The 15,064-nt window shown below is 64.6% G+C and carries 14 protein-coding genes; 6 read left to right on the forward strand and 8 right to left on the reverse strand.

The window, feature by feature from the left end:
- Nucleotides 1-52: 52 nt before the first annotated feature.
- Nucleotides 53-1,108: an endonuclease/exonuclease/phosphatase family protein gene (locus tag A5650_RS02145; RefSeq protein WP_082950565.1), complete on the reverse strand. Its 1,056-nt coding sequence runs from the start codon at nucleotides 1,106-1,108 to the stop codon at nucleotides 53-55.
- An 88-nt stretch (nucleotides 1,109-1,196) separates the two neighbouring features.
- A complete protein-coding gene (locus tag A5650_RS02150) occupies nucleotides 1,197-2,207 on the reverse strand; it encodes a glycosyltransferase family 2 protein (protein ID WP_067285800.1) in 1,011 nt (336 codons plus the stop codon).
- A 258-nt stretch (nucleotides 2,208-2,465) separates the two neighbouring features.
- Between A5650_RS02150 and A5650_RS02155 the strand changes: the two genes are divergently transcribed.
- The 3 genes from A5650_RS02155 to A5650_RS02165 all read left to right on the forward strand — a co-directional run bounded on the left by A5650_RS02155 (nucleotide 2,466) and on the right by A5650_RS02165 (nucleotide 5,958).
- On the forward strand, nucleotides 2,466-3,239 hold the full coding sequence (locus A5650_RS02155) for an EAL domain-containing protein (protein WP_067285803.1): 774 nt from the start codon (nucleotides 2,466-2,468) through the stop codon (nucleotides 3,237-3,239).
- Nucleotides 3,240-3,338: 99 nt separating this feature from the next.
- Nucleotides 3,339-4,292, forward strand: a complete 954-nt coding sequence (locus A5650_RS02160) for an NAD(P)H-dependent flavin oxidoreductase (protein WP_067285805.1) — start codon at nucleotides 3,339-3,341, stop codon at nucleotides 4,290-4,292.
- Nucleotides 4,293-4,599: 307 nt separating this feature from the next.
- Nucleotides 4,600-5,958, forward strand: coding sequence for a tryptophan 2,3-dioxygenase family protein (locus A5650_RS02165; RefSeq protein WP_067285807.1), 1,359 nt, complete (start codon nucleotides 4,600-4,602; stop codon nucleotides 5,956-5,958).
- Between the two features lie 15 nt (nucleotides 5,959-5,973).
- Here A5650_RS02165 and A5650_RS02170 read toward each other — a convergent pair whose 3' ends face one another.
- On the reverse strand, nucleotides 5,974-6,780 hold the full coding sequence (locus A5650_RS02170) for an LLM class flavin-dependent oxidoreductase (protein WP_067285848.1): 807 nt from the start codon (nucleotides 6,778-6,780) through the stop codon (nucleotides 5,974-5,976).
- 410 nt (nucleotides 6,781-7,190) lie between these two features.
- On the opposite strand from A5650_RS02170, the gene A5650_RS02175 reads away from it, so the two are divergent.
- A complete protein-coding gene (locus tag A5650_RS02175) occupies nucleotides 7,191-7,442 on the forward strand; it encodes a hypothetical protein (protein WP_067285809.1) in 252 nt (83 codons plus the stop codon).
- 32 nt (nucleotides 7,443-7,474) lie between these two features.
- Here A5650_RS02175 and ponA2 read toward each other — a convergent pair whose 3' ends face one another.
- Nucleotides 7,475-9,913 carry a transglycosylase/D,D-transpeptidase PonA2 gene (gene ponA2, locus A5650_RS02180; RefSeq protein ID WP_067285817.1) on the reverse strand — a complete coding sequence of 813 codons (2,439 nt, stop codon included), beginning with the start codon at nucleotides 9,911-9,913 and terminating at the stop codon, nucleotides 7,475-7,477.
- 90 nt (nucleotides 9,914-10,003) lie between these two features.
- The gene (locus A5650_RS02185) at nucleotides 10,004-10,723 is read right to left on the reverse strand and encodes a DUF1906 domain-containing protein (protein ID WP_197501766.1); all 720 of its coding nucleotides are present in this window, start codon (nucleotides 10,721-10,723) and stop codon (nucleotides 10,004-10,006) included.
- A gap of 234 nt (nucleotides 10,724-10,957) precedes the next feature.
- Between A5650_RS02185 and A5650_RS02190 the strand changes: the two genes are divergently transcribed.
- Nucleotides 10,958-12,535, forward strand: coding sequence for a serine hydrolase domain-containing protein (locus tag A5650_RS02190; protein ID WP_067285849.1), 1,578 nt, complete (start codon nucleotides 10,958-10,960; stop codon nucleotides 12,533-12,535).
- Nucleotide 12,536: 1 nt separating this feature from the next.
- Nucleotides 12,537-13,253: a YwaF family protein gene (locus tag A5650_RS02195; protein WP_067285821.1), complete on the forward strand. Its 717-nt coding sequence runs from the start codon at nucleotides 12,537-12,539 to the stop codon at nucleotides 13,251-13,253.
- Nucleotides 13,254-13,259: 6 nt separating this feature from the next.
- On the opposite strand, the gene A5650_RS02200 is transcribed toward A5650_RS02195, so the two are convergent.
- From A5650_RS02200 to A5650_RS02210, 3 genes are all read right to left on the reverse strand, one after another.
- Nucleotides 13,260-13,736 carry a VOC family protein gene (locus A5650_RS02200; RefSeq protein WP_067285823.1) on the reverse strand — a complete coding sequence of 159 codons (477 nt, stop codon included), beginning with the start codon at nucleotides 13,734-13,736 and terminating at the stop codon, nucleotides 13,260-13,262.
- Entirely contained in the window at nucleotides 13,733-13,990 is a 258-nt protein-coding gene (locus tag A5650_RS02205) for a hypothetical protein (RefSeq protein WP_067285825.1), read from the reverse strand. Before A5650_RS02205 ends, A5650_RS02200 begins: the two co-directional genes overlap by 4 nt.
- A gap of 91 nt (nucleotides 13,991-14,081) precedes the next feature.
- Entirely contained in the window at nucleotides 14,082-14,846 is a 765-nt protein-coding gene (locus A5650_RS02210) for an SDR family NAD(P)-dependent oxidoreductase (RefSeq protein ID WP_067285829.1), read from the reverse strand.
- Between the last annotated feature and the right edge of the window lie 218 nt (nucleotides 14,847-15,064).

Raw genomic sequence — 15,064 nt, forward strand, 5'->3', positions numbered from 1 at the left:
CCAGATGACGAGGTGGACAGGCCGACTTCGCGCCAACTGCGCGTGGCGGGCACTAACGCGGAATGTGGACAATCGCCCAAAGCCCGAGATGGTCGGAACCCGGTATCCGGACAGTCTGCACATCGCTGGCGGAGCTGTTGAATGTCAGGATGCGGTCGATCCCGATGAGTGGGGGTGCTGCGCTGTCGGCTGGATAGGTTGGAGTGAATCCGGCGCCGGATTGCGCGGCCGCATCGCGGAAGCCGTTCTCCAGGAGCCGGCGGAAGGGTTGCATGTCCATGGAGGCGTTGAAATCTCCGGCGACAATGGCGGCTCCCTTACCGGCGTCGGCAGCTATGTCTTTCAAGGTATCCGGGAACTCGGCGATGTCTTGGCGCCAACCGTCGATCGGCTGTGGCCAGGGTCCCGAAAGGTGGGCAGCCAACACAACGACTTCGTCGGACACTTGGGGTGCACGTATCGCTGCACTGGCGACGCCCAGCTGATATCCGCGGATCCGACTTGATCGCACGATCGGATAGCGACTCCAGATCGCCACGCCCGCCGCATAGGGCTGCGCGTCGAGCACCCGATACGGGAATCTTGAGTCGAGACCTTCCTGCGTCAGGCGGCTTGCAAGTTCCGGGGTGAGTTCCACGACGACGAAGAGGTCGGCTTGATCGCGAGCGACGGCCAGCAAAGCTTCGGGGTCCGCGGTTCCTTCACGAAGATTCGCTGTAAGGACACGAACAGGCACCGTATTTTCCTGTGCCCCTTCAGATCCGACGAACATCGGCAGCTCCACGAACACCGCGGCCGCTGTCAGAATCAAGGCGGCCGAAGCCGACCACCACCGGCGCATGAGCACCAAGATGATCGCTGACACGCCAGCGCCGACCATCAGATACGGCGACGAGGCCGCAAGGGCAAGGAGGGCGTGGTTGGTCACCGGTATGAACCGCGCAGCGAGCGCAACAGCCGCGATCAGGAAGGCGAACCAGGCAACAAGGTACAGCGCAGTGCGATAGCGGTGAGTCCGAGCTGCTTGCCCTCGGCGGTTGTCGGTAGAGACAGTCCTCGACTGTCGGTCACTGGATATCTCGGGGGTGGGGTTGACGTGCGCGAACATGAGGTTTCCTCGCCCACACTACGATTGCCCGGACGCTTCGCCGGTTCTAGAGCAAATTCGCCTGATGATGTTGCCTATTGGCGGCACGTTAGACGGTGTCCAGACGCTTGACGCGACGAATATCCAGTGGCATCTCGTCTCTCATCCACCCTGGGCGTGCCGGGCCGGGCACATTGCCCACATGGCGGCGTTTGGAGAGCTTACGAATCTGCCGGGCATATAGGCGGTCCTGCAAGATTGTCCAGAGCACCCGGAAGCCATCCTTGAATGTGTTGAGATTCGTGGTTCCGTGATAGCGCTCGTGCTCGAGGCTGGGCACCTCGGTAATGGCGGCTCCAGAGAGCGCGAAACGGCCGATGATCAACGCTTCGATCTCGAAACCATCGCCGCGGACCATCTCAGGGGCGTCGAGGTCGGTCGAGGGCAGATCCAGCATGTAGAGCTGATCGGCCCAGAACGCGTTGTACCCGTAGCAGAGATCAGTGAACCTTGTGTTTGTGAGCACACTGGCAAGCAGGTTGAGCCCCCAGTTGCCCGCGGAGCGAATGCGCGTGATGTCTTTGCTGCCGCCGCCTTCACAAAAGCGGCTGCCTTTAGCGAGATCGGCGCCGTCGGTCAGGGCCTTGATGAACCGCGGAATCTCGTGCGGATCTGCTGAGCCGTCGACGTCGAACATCACGATGGCGTCTCCGGTCACCTCCCTGAACCCGCACGCCAATGCGTTCCCTTTTCCCTTTCGGGTTTGATGGATCACCCTTGCCTTGGGCAGAGCCTCACGAGCGGCGGCGGCCGACTCGTCGTCGCCCTCGCTCACAACCACGATGACCTCGTGAAAATTTTCGAGGTAGGGGAGGATTTCCCGAATGTTCGCCGCTTCGTTCTTTGCGGGGACGACAACGCTGACGCGTGGGTTCGGAGGGCGACGCTCGCTCTTAGGGCGACGTCGTTCGATGATCGGCTTGCCGTCGGAACCGATCAGCGGCGAGCCGTCCGGACCGAGAACGTAGCGCTGGTTGACTTGATCCTGTACACCGGGCTGCGACGCATCGAGGGTGTGGGATTCGACGGTGTCGTCGACCCCACTTCCCTTGTCGCTCATGTCGACCCCCTCTAGAGACACGAGACGTTGCCCGCCGCTGAAAAGAAGACTTTATAGCACCGGTGGCACCGGGCGTGCGAGTTTGCGACGCCTTGGAACGGGGCAGAACTACGCGGGTCGAGGTCGCGCAGAGCCGCGACACGGTCGTTGATTGGCCTGAAGCCAGTCTGGTAGATGCTCGCCTAATATTGACGCAGTGTCACCTTCAGACCAGGGGTCAGGACTGTGTTGTGGCATCCGGGAAGGAGGCACACACGAGTGCAGGCCCTCGCCGATCTTCGTCAGGCGCTCGACCGTCGCGAGCTGACACTTTTCTACCAGCCGAAGTTCGACGCGCACACGACCGTGATCGTCGGGGTGGAGGCACTGTTGCGGTGGCGCCACCCCGGCCGCGGTCTGCTGAACCCCGAGGAGTTCTTGCCGTCGGTGCGCGAATACGAATTGATGGACCGGATCACCGATCTGGCCGTCAGCAGTGCGCTCGATGATGCGAAGCGATGGTACTCCGCGGGGATACAGGTGCCGGTGGCAGTGAACTTCTTCGCGCCGTTGCTGGCGGACCCGAACCTGCCGCACAGAACATGCCAGGCGCTGGCGGACCGTGACTTGACAGCGTCGGCACTCACGATCGAGATCACCGAAGGCCTGCTGGTCGACGACACGGAACGCAGTCGAGGGGTGCTGAACGAGTTGGTGGCACAGGGAGTGCGGATCGCCGTCGATGATTTCGGCACCGGTTACTCCGCCCTCTCGTACTTAGCTGACCTTCCACTTCACGAAATCAAGCTGGATCACGATTTCGTCGCCAGGGCGATCATCAGCAAGCGCGCTGCCATAGTGGTGAACGCCATCACCGATCTCTCCCACAAGCTCGGTCTGATCACTGTGGCCGAGGGCATCGAGAACGCCGCCTCCGCGGCGTACTTGCGAGATCTCGGATGTGACGTTTTGCAGGGTTACTTCCTCAGCCCGCCGCTCACAGCCGACGAGATGTTCGGACTACTCATGGCTCCACCCCGTCTCCGATATTGATCCCAAACCGCAGAGACCAACCGTCACCGAAGCGGGTTCGAATTCCACGCCGCCGTGATTCCTACGTGCCTGCTACCACGGCTCAGTAGCGTTAGACGAATGGCCCAAATCTTTGATGTGCGTACTTTGGCGGTGCCCGTCGTCCAGGCTGGCATGGGTCATATCGCAGGACATGAACTTGCCGCGGCAGTTTCGGACGCTGGTGGGCTGGGAACGATTGCTGGGGCGAGAGCTGCGGTGGCTACCGAGATCGCTGCCTGCCGCCAGCTGACCGGGCGACCGATCGCGGTCAATTTGCTGCTGCCATTCGTTCGGCCCGGTGATGTGGAGGCGGCTTCCGCGGCGGATGTAATCGTGACCTTTTGGGGCGCCCCTCGCCGACTGGCCGCATCCACGTGGGTCCATCAGTGCGGATCGGTCGAGGAGGCGCGGGCTGCAGTTCATGCGGGTGCAGATGCAGTGATCGCCCAGGGGGTGGAGGCCGGCGGCCACGTGCGCGGTACCACTCCGGCTATTGAGTTGCTCGAGAAGATTCGCGCCGCTGTGAACATTCCTGTCCTCGTCGCCGGGGGGATAGTGGATGCCGAAGGCGTGGCGGAGGCGCTCGATGCGGGCGCGGTCGCGGCCGTCGTCGGCACTCGCTTTCTAGCCAGCGAAGAGAGCCGCGCTCACGCGGAATACAAGCAGCGCTGCATCGACGCCCAGGAAACCGTGCTCACGGAACTGTTCGGCTTGGGCTGGCCCGATGCACCTCATCGGGTGATTCCCAACGCTGCGACCCGTCGCTGGCTGCGACGCGACGACCGAGGCCCTGCCTGGATTCGCAGCGCCGATAGAGCGATGACACGCCTCGTTACCGCATTGCCGCCGGCCGCCCAGAATCGTGCACTCAGGGCTCAACCACCCCAACTACCGTTCATCGCGCCGGAACCACCGACCGATGGGGAAGCAGCAAAGCTAGTGGACTGGCGTCCGCTATATGCGGGCGCGAACGTCGGTCGCATCGCTGATATCCGAACGGCGGCGGAGCTCGTAAAGACACTGACGCCTTAGCCGCCGAGTCTCCTCGAGGGTCGCGTCGCATACCGCTTCTTACCAATCGGATAGGAAACACTTCCCGTTCGCGGGGCGGAGTGTGGCGTCGCAGCGATTACGAAATAGGTACGTGGTCCCGAGAATCTTCCTTGAACAGCTTGTTCCCCTAGCGGGGTTGGAGCAACCTCAAGGAGCGGACATGGCCACCTACGACCAAGCGTCAGTCACGCGGTGGTCAGCTTCCGGATCAGTTGCCGCCGAGAGTTTTCCAGCTGCTCACTCCGAATCCCCAGGGCGATCGGCGTCATCCCGATCGGCATCGGGCGTGGGCGCAGGAACCGCTCCGAAAGGACACCAACCGAGAGCGATCATCCACGCAACGACCTCGCATCCGCACCGAACCGGGGCGGGCAGGTGCCCGTTTGCGGGGCACACCTTCCCCGCGCCGACGACCGTCGACCACATCCGGGTAACATCACCGGCCGACCTGTGGCGCGATCAAGCGACCGGCGATGCGATCGACCGCTGGGCAGCCGGTAACGCGCCCGACGGCTTTGCGCTGGCGACGCTCATCTCGAAGCACGTTCGCGCGGTCGGAAAACACTTCCTCTCCGTTCCGATCCTTCGGCGGCTGACCCACATTCGACATCTGCGCGGATCGGCAGATCCCTTCCTCGACGCCTTCCTCGACGGCATCCTCGACAAGTCCGAGGGCCGTTACTACAACGGCACGTACCTGGCGCTCCCGCTGCTGGAAAGGATCTGCGGCGACCCGTCTTCAAACCTTGGCCCTGAACGGATGTCGGCCCTCTTGATGGCCGATGTCGTCAGGTTCGAGACGGCGGCCGCGGAGGGATTGACGGGTGACCGACCGGATCCGGCAACGTCGCGCAAGCGCATCACCCACGCCCTGCGGTTTCTGGCCACCTTCTCCGACGCAGACGGCAACGATATCGGCCGCGATCTGAATCTCGCGGGGATCCTCGAGACCTTGCCGGCCCCTCCCGCCACGCCGGCTGGTGCCTGGTTCGATGTGACCATCTCGCCGGTGTACGTCATCCACGACGAGTACTTCTTCATGCGTGCACTGCAGGCCCACGAGATGGTTTTCACGACGCTCGCGGCGGACCTGCGCACGGCGACGGCGTCGATTCGGGAAGGTCGCATCGAGGACGCGGTGGCTGCGCTGGAGCATGCGGACAAGGTCTTCGGCCGGGCCGCCATGTTGTTCCGGTTGGTCGCCACGATGCGGCCTGACCATTTCCACGCGTTCCGCGAGTTCACCCAGGGCGCCAGTGCGATCCAGTCCGAACAGTACAAGCGCTTCGAAATCGCCTGCGGCACACCGACTGCCGAACGCCTGCACTCGGATGCATTCACGAACGTACCCGCAGTGCGCGCCGATGCAATGGCCGGTCACGACAGCCTCTCCGATGCGTACCTGGACGCTCGCCGCGAACTCTCGTTCACTACTGAGGGGTGGGACGCCCTCGACGCCGCCCTCAACAACATCGAGAACGGTCACCAGCGCTGGAAGGCCACCCATCATTCGTTGGCCGCCCGACTGCTCGGAGAGTCGCGAGGTTCAGGCGATACCGCGGGCGTGCCCTATCTCCGGAAGTGCTTGGACAACCGGCTCTTCTGGCCGCTGGGGGAATTCCTGGACGCGTCGAGGACGAGTTGAGCGGCAGTCGCCCTGTCACCCCGGTCCTTCGCGGATCACTCCTCGGACAAGTTCCGTCGTCGTCGATGCCCAGGGAAACTCCACCACCCACCAGGTCGCTCCCGCATCGATGAAGGGGGCCGGATCCGTACCCTGCGACAAGGGAACCACGACATCGAAGTCGTCCTTCGTGCCCAGCGCTCTGAGCTCGGCCACCGCTTCGGCCAGCTGATCGGGGCTCTGCAGAAACACCGGAAAGTATCCGTCGTACCGCGCCGCCCGGGTCCGTGGTTTCTTGTTGCCTATCAGCCCTGCCACCCATATCGGGATACGGGGCTGCTGGACGGGTCGGGGGAGGAACCGCACTCCGTCAACCGTGTAATACTCGCCCCGGTGGACGACCTCTTCGCCAGTCCAGGCGCGGGTGATCACGTCCAGCGATTCGTCGAGCATGGCGGCGCGCTTACGGTCGTCGACCTCTTCACCGGTCTTGGTGTACTCGACGCCGTATGCGTCACTGCCCAGTCCCACACCGAATGTCAGGCGCCCTGAACTGAGGCGGTCGAGCGACGCGGTTTCTTTCGCAACCTTTGCCGGCCGGCGCCGGGCAAGCGGCGTCACCATCGGGCCGAGCCGAATGCGCGAAGTGACGGTCGCCATCGCCGCCAACGTGATCCACGGGTCTGCGATAGCCGATATCGGTTCGCACCAACGCAGATGGTCCCAGACGAATACACCCGTCCAACCCGCTTCTTCAGCCTCGGCGGCCAAGTGCGCCACCGTGAGCGGATCGGCGAGCTCCTCGAATGGGGGGAGGAAGAGCCCGGCACCGACTGTCCTCATCGAATCAGCGTCCTCCATATCTCGGGGCTTGTCACTCTCTCGAGCAGACGTCTGTGAAGCCGCGTGATGGGCGGCGTTTGGTCCGAATGCGGCCAGTGGACTGGTGCTTCCTCGGGTCTGCTGAGTCTCCATGCCGACGTACGCTCATCGACACACCGGCGGGCCGAATCCGGGAGGGCAGCCGACGGAGGGGCCCGGGGTTCGAATCCTTCGAACGCTTGATGGAAGCAACCTGCTGCGTTTCCCAACGAACGGGTGGATCGGAAAACGCGGTTGACGCAGAGCCCTGGTCACCAGGCGAACGCGGCTGTCCGCAAACTGAAGATGTTTGCGAATTCCGTGTTCAGGCCGAAGAGATCGTGGTTCACTGACTTCCTCGCTAATCCTTGACGGGCGTCAGGAGGGGAACGGTGGCGAAGAAAAGCGTTGACGATCGAGACCAGGGCCACGACTCGGAGCTGGCGGTGGATGTCCGCGTACGCGTCAACGCGGGAACAGACGCCGAGTCGCGCGGTGTCATCGTGGAAGACTTCGGCGAGATGACGGCCGTAGCCGTCGAGATCGGGCCCAACCACATTGCGGATCCGGCCCGTCGATGGGCGGTGATGCTCGACGAGGGCACGCTCCTGTTCGCCGACTCCGAGCAACTCACGCCCGAATAGTCCCGCCTACCTGAAACCCGATCCCGCCTGGCTCACGCCGGCGGCGGTGGTGGCGGCCCCATCAAGAACGGCGGTAGACCGGGAATCGGCATGACCATCGGATCGGGGGGTGGAGGCGGGGGCGGCACGCCCGGTGGAGGTGGCGGTTCCTCCCGGCGCGGCGGCGGCGGAGGCGGTACGAACCCGGTACTGGTGTTGATCGTGACGATGGACCCCGGGATAGTTCGGCCACTCGGCGTCGTCCCCACCACGGCACCGTAGGGTGCCTCACTGTTCACCGGCGTAGTCTTGTCGGCCACCTGGAACCCGGCGTCCTTGAGCCGCTGGCGCGCTTTGTCGACGTTCATGCCGGACACGCTGGGCACCTCGCTGCCGGGACCGCCCTCGACGAAGCGAGGATCGGTCGGCGGCAGGCGAACCTCACCGAAACTGGTTGCGATGGGCTTCATCGCCTCAAACCAGATGCGTGCCGGTTCGTTACCGCCGTACAGGTCACCGCTGTAGCACTTGCGCAGCGGGAACGAGCAGATCTCCGATGGCGAGTTCGAGTCGTCGAAGATGTAGACGCTGCCCGCGTACTGATTGGTGAACCCGAGGAAGCCGGAGGATCTGTGAGATTCGGTCGTGCCGGTTTTACCCGACATCGGCAGATCCCATCCCACCGAACCCGCCGCCCCGGCCGCGGTCCCGCCGCCCTGATCATCCTTGCTCAGGGCGTTCGCCATCGTGTTGGCCAACCCCTCCGGCACCGCCTGGTCGCACTTCTCCGCGGTGAAGGTCACCTCCTCACCGTGACGGTCGATGATCTTGTCGATCGGGTTCGGCGGGCACCACACCCCGCCCGAAGCCAACGTCGCTGCCACGTTCGACAACTCGAGACCGTTGAGCTGGAACGGGCCGAGGGTGAACGATCCCGCATTCTGCCTCTTGATGAAGTCGGCCAGGCTCTCATTGCTCCCCCGGTCGTACGCGCGGGCCGTCCCCGGCAGGGCATACGAGCGCAGCCCGAGCCGGACGGCCATGTCGACCGCGCGGGGCACCCCGACCTGCTGGATCAACTTGGCGAACGCCGTGTTGGGTGAGCTGGCCAGCGCATCGGTGACGTTCATCGACCCGCGGTAGTTTCCCGCGTTCTTGACGCACCAGGTCTCTTTCGGGCAGCCGGGGGTATCGCTGCTCCCCAGGCCGCGGGCTTGGAAGCTCCCGGGTACGGACAACTGAGCGTTGATGCCCATGCCCATCTCGAGCGCTGCGGCGGTGGTGAAGATCTTGAAGATCGAACCGGCGCCGTCTCCCACGAGCGAGAACGGTTGCGGCTGCACCGTTTGCCCGGCGTCCTTGTTCAGGCCATAGGTCCGGTTGCTCGCCATCGCGAGGACCCGATGAGAGTCCTTACCGGGCTTGATGACGCTCATCACGCCGGCAATGCCGTCCAGCGAGGGGCTCGCGACCTTGTCGATGGAACGTTTCACCGACGCCTGGACCGCCGGGTCCAGGGTCGTGCGGATCAGATAGCCCCCACGGGCGACCAGATCCTTGTTGATTCCGGCATGGGCCAGATACGCCAGCACATATTCACAGAAGAAGCCGCGGTCACCGGCGGCGATGCATCCGCCGGGGAGCTCTTTGGGGCGCGGTAGAACGCCGAGGGGCGACGACTTGGCTGATCGCAGCTCGTCGGCATGTTGGGGCAGGTGCTCGATCATGGTGTCCAGCACCAGGTTCCGCCGCTGTAGTGCACCTTGCGGGTTCACGTAGGGGTCTAATGAGGTCGGCGACTGGACGAGGCCGGCCAGCAGCGCGGCCTGCTGCCAGTTCAACTGCGATGCGTTGATGCCGAAGTAGGTCTGTGCGGCGTCCTGGACCCCGAACGCCCCGTTGCCGAACCCGACGAGGTTGAGGTAGCGCGTGAGAATCTCCGCCTTGGTGAACGTCTTGTCCAGGGTCAGCGCCATCCGCATCTCACGGAGCTTGCGCGCCGGTGTCAGCTCGACCGCGGCGCGCCGCTCGGCATTGGTCTGGGCGGTCACCAACAGCTGGAAGTTCTTGACGTACTGCTGTTCGATCGTCGATCCGCCTCGGGTGTCGAGGTTGCCCGACAGATAACCGGACAGACCGGTCAGCGTGCCTTGCCAATCGACGCCGGCGTGCTCGGCGAAGCGCTTGTCCTCGATCGAGACGATGGCCAGCTTCATGGTGTTGGCGATCTTCTCGCTGGGGACCTCGAACCTGCGCTGGCTGTACAGCCACGCGATCGGCTTGCCCGCGGCGTCGACCATGGTCGTGACCTGCGGGACGTCTTCCTCCACCAGTTGCGCCGAACCGTTGGCGACGATGTCCGAGGCGCGGTTTGACAGCAGCCCGAATCCACCCGCGAACGGGAACATCAGCGCTGCCACCAGCACCCCGGCCAGCGTGCAGCACAGAACCAGCTTGATGACCGTCCCCCCGGCCGGTACGCGCTCCGGCATGTCAGCAGGGTATTAAATGCGGTCTCGCGGCGAACGCTCCCGCGCCGATTTCACGGCAACGACGGCGAAACACTCTGGTAACGGGCATGGTCAGCCTCGGTCCAGGTCCCACTGCCCGAAATCGGGCGCGAGAACCTCGTCGACGTCGACATGGGTGTCCCCGATCGCCACGCCGGGCTCCGACCCGCCGATCACCACGGCTTGATAGAGCACGGCTCGGGGATCGCGCTCGCCGGCCGACCAGGCCTTGGTCTGCCACACCCACCAGTGTCCGTCGCTGGTCGAGCGGCCGACGACGCCATCGCCGATGGCCCACGAGCACGCCCGCGCGTGGCCGTAGAGACCGGTGCGGTTCACGCCCAGCACCGAGTTGATGCCGCGGTACCACTGGAGCGCGACGTTCTCCCAGGTGTCCTCGTCGATGTCCTCATCGACACTGAAGAAGATGGGCGCCGAGTCGGGCCCACCCGCGGCGTTGTGCAGCCGTAGCGCGGTCGACGCGTCCGCGACACCACCGTCGTAGCCCCGGGTGTAATCCGACGGTGTAGGCCAGCCGGGCTTGCCGTACTGGTAGCAGCTGACGACGTGCAGACCCTCGGCTCGTAAAGAATCGGCGTATTCACGGGTCACCGGTTTGAAGTCGAAGTCGGCTCCGGGGCGCAGTTCCGAGACGTACACCAGCGCGCCGTCGAAACCCGCCGCCTTGAGCTGATCGGCAGGAACCTTCCGGTGCGCGAAGTCGACGAGCCGCAGCCCTTGCGCGCCCGCCTTCGGCGCCGCCCGCGACGCTGCCGCCGCTCCGAGGAGCATAAATGTCGGCGCGGCGACGGCATATTTGAGAAGTTCGCGTCGTGACGGAGAGGGCCCTCCGCCGCGACCGGGTGGCGTCGGAGAGTCCTGCACGGCGCGATGGTAACAACATCGTCGGCACGCGGTTGGCGGTCAGCGGATTCAACTGCGCCGAATCGTCTCCGCCCTATGCTGGCGAATGCGCGGCTGGACACGGCGGCGTCGCACGCGCACCTTCGACCCGACGAGGTGGCAATGCCAGCAGACCGATCCGCCGGTGGTGGAAGGCGGTCGACGCCGTGGCTCCTTGTCATCGCGGCGGTCGTGCTCGCGCTCACGGCGTCTTCGGCGTGTGGCCGGGTCGATCGTCCGCCGGCAGATTCGCGTCCGCCTTCGAGTCCGCAGGCGGCGTCGCCGTCGGCTGCCACCCACACTCCCGCCGCTCCGACGCCAGGGCTTCCCCCGGTCGATGAGCTGATCGACAGCGCGATCGCCGCGCACAAGCTGCCTGGGGCAGTGGTGGCGATCGGCCACGGCGGGAAGCTCGTGGTGCACCATGCGTACGGCTCGCGGAAGCTGGCCGGCGAACAGGGTCTCGACAGCACTCCCACGCCTGCCGAGCCCATGACCGAGAACACGATCTTCGACATGGCGTCGTTGACCAAGTGCCTCGCGACGGCGATCGCGGTCATGCAGCTCTACGAGCAGGGCAAGGTAGGGCTCGACGAACCGGTGCAGAGTTATCTACCCGCTTTCAACAGCGCGCACGACCCGCAGCGGGCGCAGGTGACGATCCGTATGTTGCTCACCCACACTTCGGGTATCGCGGGCGATATCGATCTGCGGGACCCCTGGGGCCTGACGCGCGCCGACAGCGGGGAGGGCATCCGTCGTGCGCTGGCGACGCCTCTGCAGTCGGAGCCGGGGGAGGTGTTCCGCTACTCCGACATCAACTTCATCCTGCTCGGTGCACTGATCGAGAAGGTCGCCGGCGAGCCCGAGGACGTCTACGTTCAGCGCCACGTCTTCGAGCCGCTGCACATGGACGACACCCGCTTCCTCCCTCCGGCCAAGGCGTGCGGTCCGCACGAGCTCAGGGGCGCCGCTATCGCTTGGGTATCTTCCCCGCCGACCAGCGCGCCGTGCTTCGAAGGTGGTTGGAACACAGACGTTCTGGCGCGGACCGCGCCCACTGCCCTCGACGAGGAAGGCAGAGCCCAACCGGGCAGTAACCCCGATCTCGACTTCTTGTTGCGTGGCACGGTGCACGATCCGACAGCACGACGCATGGGTGGAGTCGCCGGGCACGCCGGTGTGTTCTCGACGGCACTCGACGTCAGCACCTTCGCCCAGGCGCTACTCGACCGGTTGGCGGGCCGCCCGAGCGATTTTCCTCTGAAGCGAGAGACGTTGCAGCTGACGACGACTCCGCAGCAGCCCGGTCACACACCCGGACAAGTAGAGGCGGCCAACGAGGCGGTCCGCGAGGCGATCGCCGAGACGCCGAACCCGAATCCGCTTCTCGCGCCGAACTATCCCGCGATCGAGGGTCAAGATCTCCGCTCTCTGGGGTGGGACATCGACACCGGCCACTCCCGACCGCGCGGACTGCTCTTTCCCGTGGGCAGCTTCGGGCACACGGGATTCACCGGAACGTCGTTGTGGATCGATCCGGGTACTGACACGTACGTGATCCTGTTGACGAACGTCATCCACATTCGCGGCAGTCGACCGCTTTCGAATCTGCAAGGAGAACTGTCCACGGTGACCGCACGAACCCTGGGCCTGTACACAGCGCCGACGTTGGCGCAACCGGTTCCCAGGCCTCGCTGAGATGTACCACGCACAGAGGCAATTCGAGGCGTACGGAACCTCGCACTTGGTGGTGCTCGCGATATTCGCGGTGGGCGTCGGACTGTTGATCTGGTTGGGGCGACGGCAGACCGAAGCGCAGGCTCGCGTGTTCTCGCGTGTCTTCGCGTTGCTGATCCTCGCGGCTTTCGTTGTGGCGCTCGTCTACAAGTTGATCCGGCCAGACATCCAGACGTCCGTTCCGATCCAGCTGTGCGACATCGCAGAGCTGACGGCGGCGTATGCGCTGTGGTCACACCGCCACTGGGCCTTCGCCCTGACGTACTACTGGTGCCTTCTCCTGAGCTCGCAGGCGCTGCTCACACCCGACGTCGGCACACCGAGGGAGGGCGCGCCCGATTTCCCGCACCATCTTTTCCTGACGTTCTTCGTGCTCCACGTCTTCGCCGTTTGGGCGGCGGTCTACCTCACGTGGGGCCGAAGGATGCGTCCGCATTGGCGCAGTTACCGTTTCGCGGTCGTCGTGTCGCTGGCCTGGGCGGCGCTGACCTTCAGCTTCAATGCGATCGTCGGGACGAATTACGGCTACCTGAACAGGAAGCCTCCTACCGCATCCCTGCTTGACGTCTTCGGACCGTGGCCGTTCTATCTGCTGGTCGAGGTGGCGATCGTCATCGCCGTGTGGGCCCTCATGACGTGGCCGTGGGAGCGGAGACGGGTTGCCGTCGAGTCGGCGTGATACGGCTCAAGAAGACGGCCGCCACATTTCCAGCGTTGACGTCGCCCCAGCCGGTAGTTCGATGAACTCGATGGGCGTGCCATCGGGGTCGTAGACGAACAGCATCCGGACACCGGCGATTTCGACGGCGGGAGTGGCGCGTACATCGGGATGATAGAGCTGGAGCGCCGCGGAGGTTGCGTCCAGATCCGCCACTCGGAAGGAGATGTTGGTATAGCCCAGATGAGGACCGTCCTGGCCGGCCGGCACGGTGCCGAGATAGAGAAGTTCGACCATGACCCCGCCGATGAGACCGCCGACCATGCGACCGCTCTGGGCGGCGCCGCCGGTGACGGCGTCCATTCCATCTCCGTCGAGGTTGACGTCGAAGACCAGGTCCATCCCCAGCACCTCGGTGTAAAAGGACACCGCGGCATCCATCTCCGACACCCCGATACATACATGAGAGAAGTTTTCGACCGAGATCGGTTGCGGCGCAGTCATACCGTTCCTGTCTGGAGCCGGATCAGTTGCCTTTTAGCGCGCTTCAGGCCCGTCCGCACCGCGGCGGCGGCGACGGGGCGCCTCGCATGGGTGGCGCCGGCCAGGAACCCGCAGAAGGCACCGAGAAAGAAGATCCGCCGCGTGTGTCGCTTGTTGCGCCGCATTGCGGACGACGCGACGAATCCGCACACCGCGCCCACGATCGCGACGGCGATCAGCAGGCCAAGCCAAGCTGGCGGTCCGAGCGAAACCATGAGAACCTTCCGGCGGTTCGCACCATCGAAGCACCGTCACCGCGGCGCCGAGGCCTCCGTTCGCAATTCGTGACCGAAGCGTTGCGAGCGTCTAGGTGATCGTGACGCCGCCGTCGACCACGATCGTCTGACCGGTGACGTAGCCACCCGCCTCGGATGCGAGCCAGATGACCGCGGCCGACAACTCGTGCGGCTCGCCCACCCGATTGAACACGACGCGACTGGCAAGCGTTTCATCCAGATAGCCGGGTTTGTACTCGTCGGTCATCTCCGACTTGAAGAAGCCGGGCGCCAAGGCGTTGACGCGAATCCCCTTGCGCCCGCCCCATTGTTGCGCGAGGTCGCGCGTGAGGCCGACGATCGCGGCCTTGCTGGCGGCGTACGCGGCCTGCGGGAGTCCGGCGGTGGTGAGACCCAAGACGCTGGAGATGTTGATGATCGAACTGCCGGGCTGCATCACCCGCCCGCATGCTTGGGCCGCCCAGTAGGAACCGTTGAGGTTGATGTCGACGACCTTGCGGAACTCGTCAGGCGTTTCCCGTGTTGCGGGGACGGCGGTGCCGACGCCTGCATTGTTCACCAGGACGTCGACGTGTCCGAACTCCTGCATCGCAGCGTCGACGAGTGCTGTGCACTGGTCGGGATCCGCGACGTCGGTCTGGACGTTGAGCGCACGCCTACCGGCGGCTCTGACGAGTTCTGCTGTCGCTTCCAATTTTTCGACGCGTCGGGCGGCGAGCACGACGTCGGCGCCGGCCTGTGCGCAGGCCTCGGCGAACGACACCCCGAGGCCGGACGATGCGCCGGTGATGACGACGACTTTGTCGTCGAGTCGGAAGCGGTCCAGAATCGTCATCTCCGGCGTTCTCCTGTCTGTGGTCTGTATCGCGGCGCCCCTGGGGGGCTGCCGGTACGCGCCGATGCTCGACTAACCGTAATGTGGCGGCTCATCGCGTCGGTTGGGCGGTACCCGTACGACCCTGGGTTCGTCGCTAAATCACTTGTGTCTCTTTGGTTTCAGTGGTTACAGATGGGGCTGGGGTTGTCGGTGGCTCGAACTAGTGTTCGGGTATG

It is taken from the genome of Mycobacterium sp. 1164985.4, from assembly GCF_001668575.1.
Classification (GTDB): Bacteria; Actinomycetota; Actinomycetes; order Mycobacteriales; family Mycobacteriaceae; genus Mycobacterium.

Coding starts and splice junctions, on each gene's coding strand:
- A5650_RS02145 (WP_082950565.1), bottom strand. CDS start 1,108: ATGTTCGCGCACGTCAACCCCACCCCCGAGATATCCAGTGACCGACAG.
- A5650_RS02150 (WP_067285800.1), bottom strand. CDS start 2,207: ATGAGCGACAAGGGAAGTGGGGTCGACGACACCGTCGAATCCCACACC.
- A5650_RS02160 (WP_067285805.1), top strand. CDS start 3,339: ATGGCCCAAATCTTTGATGTGCGTACTTTGGCGGTGCCCGTCGTCCAG.
- A5650_RS02170 (WP_067285848.1), bottom strand. CDS start 6,780: ATGAGGACAGTCGGTGCCGGGCTCTTCCTCCCCCCATTCGAGGAGCTC.
- ponA2 (WP_067285817.1), bottom strand. CDS start 9,913: ATGCCGGAGCGCGTACCGGCCGGGGGGACGGTCATCAAGCTGGTTCTG.
- A5650_RS02185 (WP_197501766.1), bottom strand. CDS start 10,723: ATGCTCCTCGGAGCGGCGGCAGCGTCGCGGGCGGCGCCGAAGGCGGGC.
- A5650_RS02190 (WP_067285849.1), top strand. CDS start 10,958: ATGCCAGCAGACCGATCCGCCGGTGGTGGAAGGCGGTCGACGCCGTGG.
- A5650_RS02195 (WP_067285821.1), top strand. CDS start 12,537: ATGTACCACGCACAGAGGCAATTCGAGGCGTACGGAACCTCGCACTTG.
- A5650_RS02200 (WP_067285823.1), bottom strand. CDS start 13,736: ATGACTGCGCCGCAACCGATCTCGGTCGAAAACTTCTCTCATGTATGT.
- A5650_RS02205 (WP_067285825.1), bottom strand. CDS start 13,990: ATGGTTTCGCTCGGACCGCCAGCTTGGCTTGGCCTGCTGATCGCCGTC.
- A5650_RS02210 (WP_067285829.1), bottom strand. CDS start 14,846: ATGACGATTCTGGACCGCTTCCGACTCGACGACAAAGTCGTCGTCATC.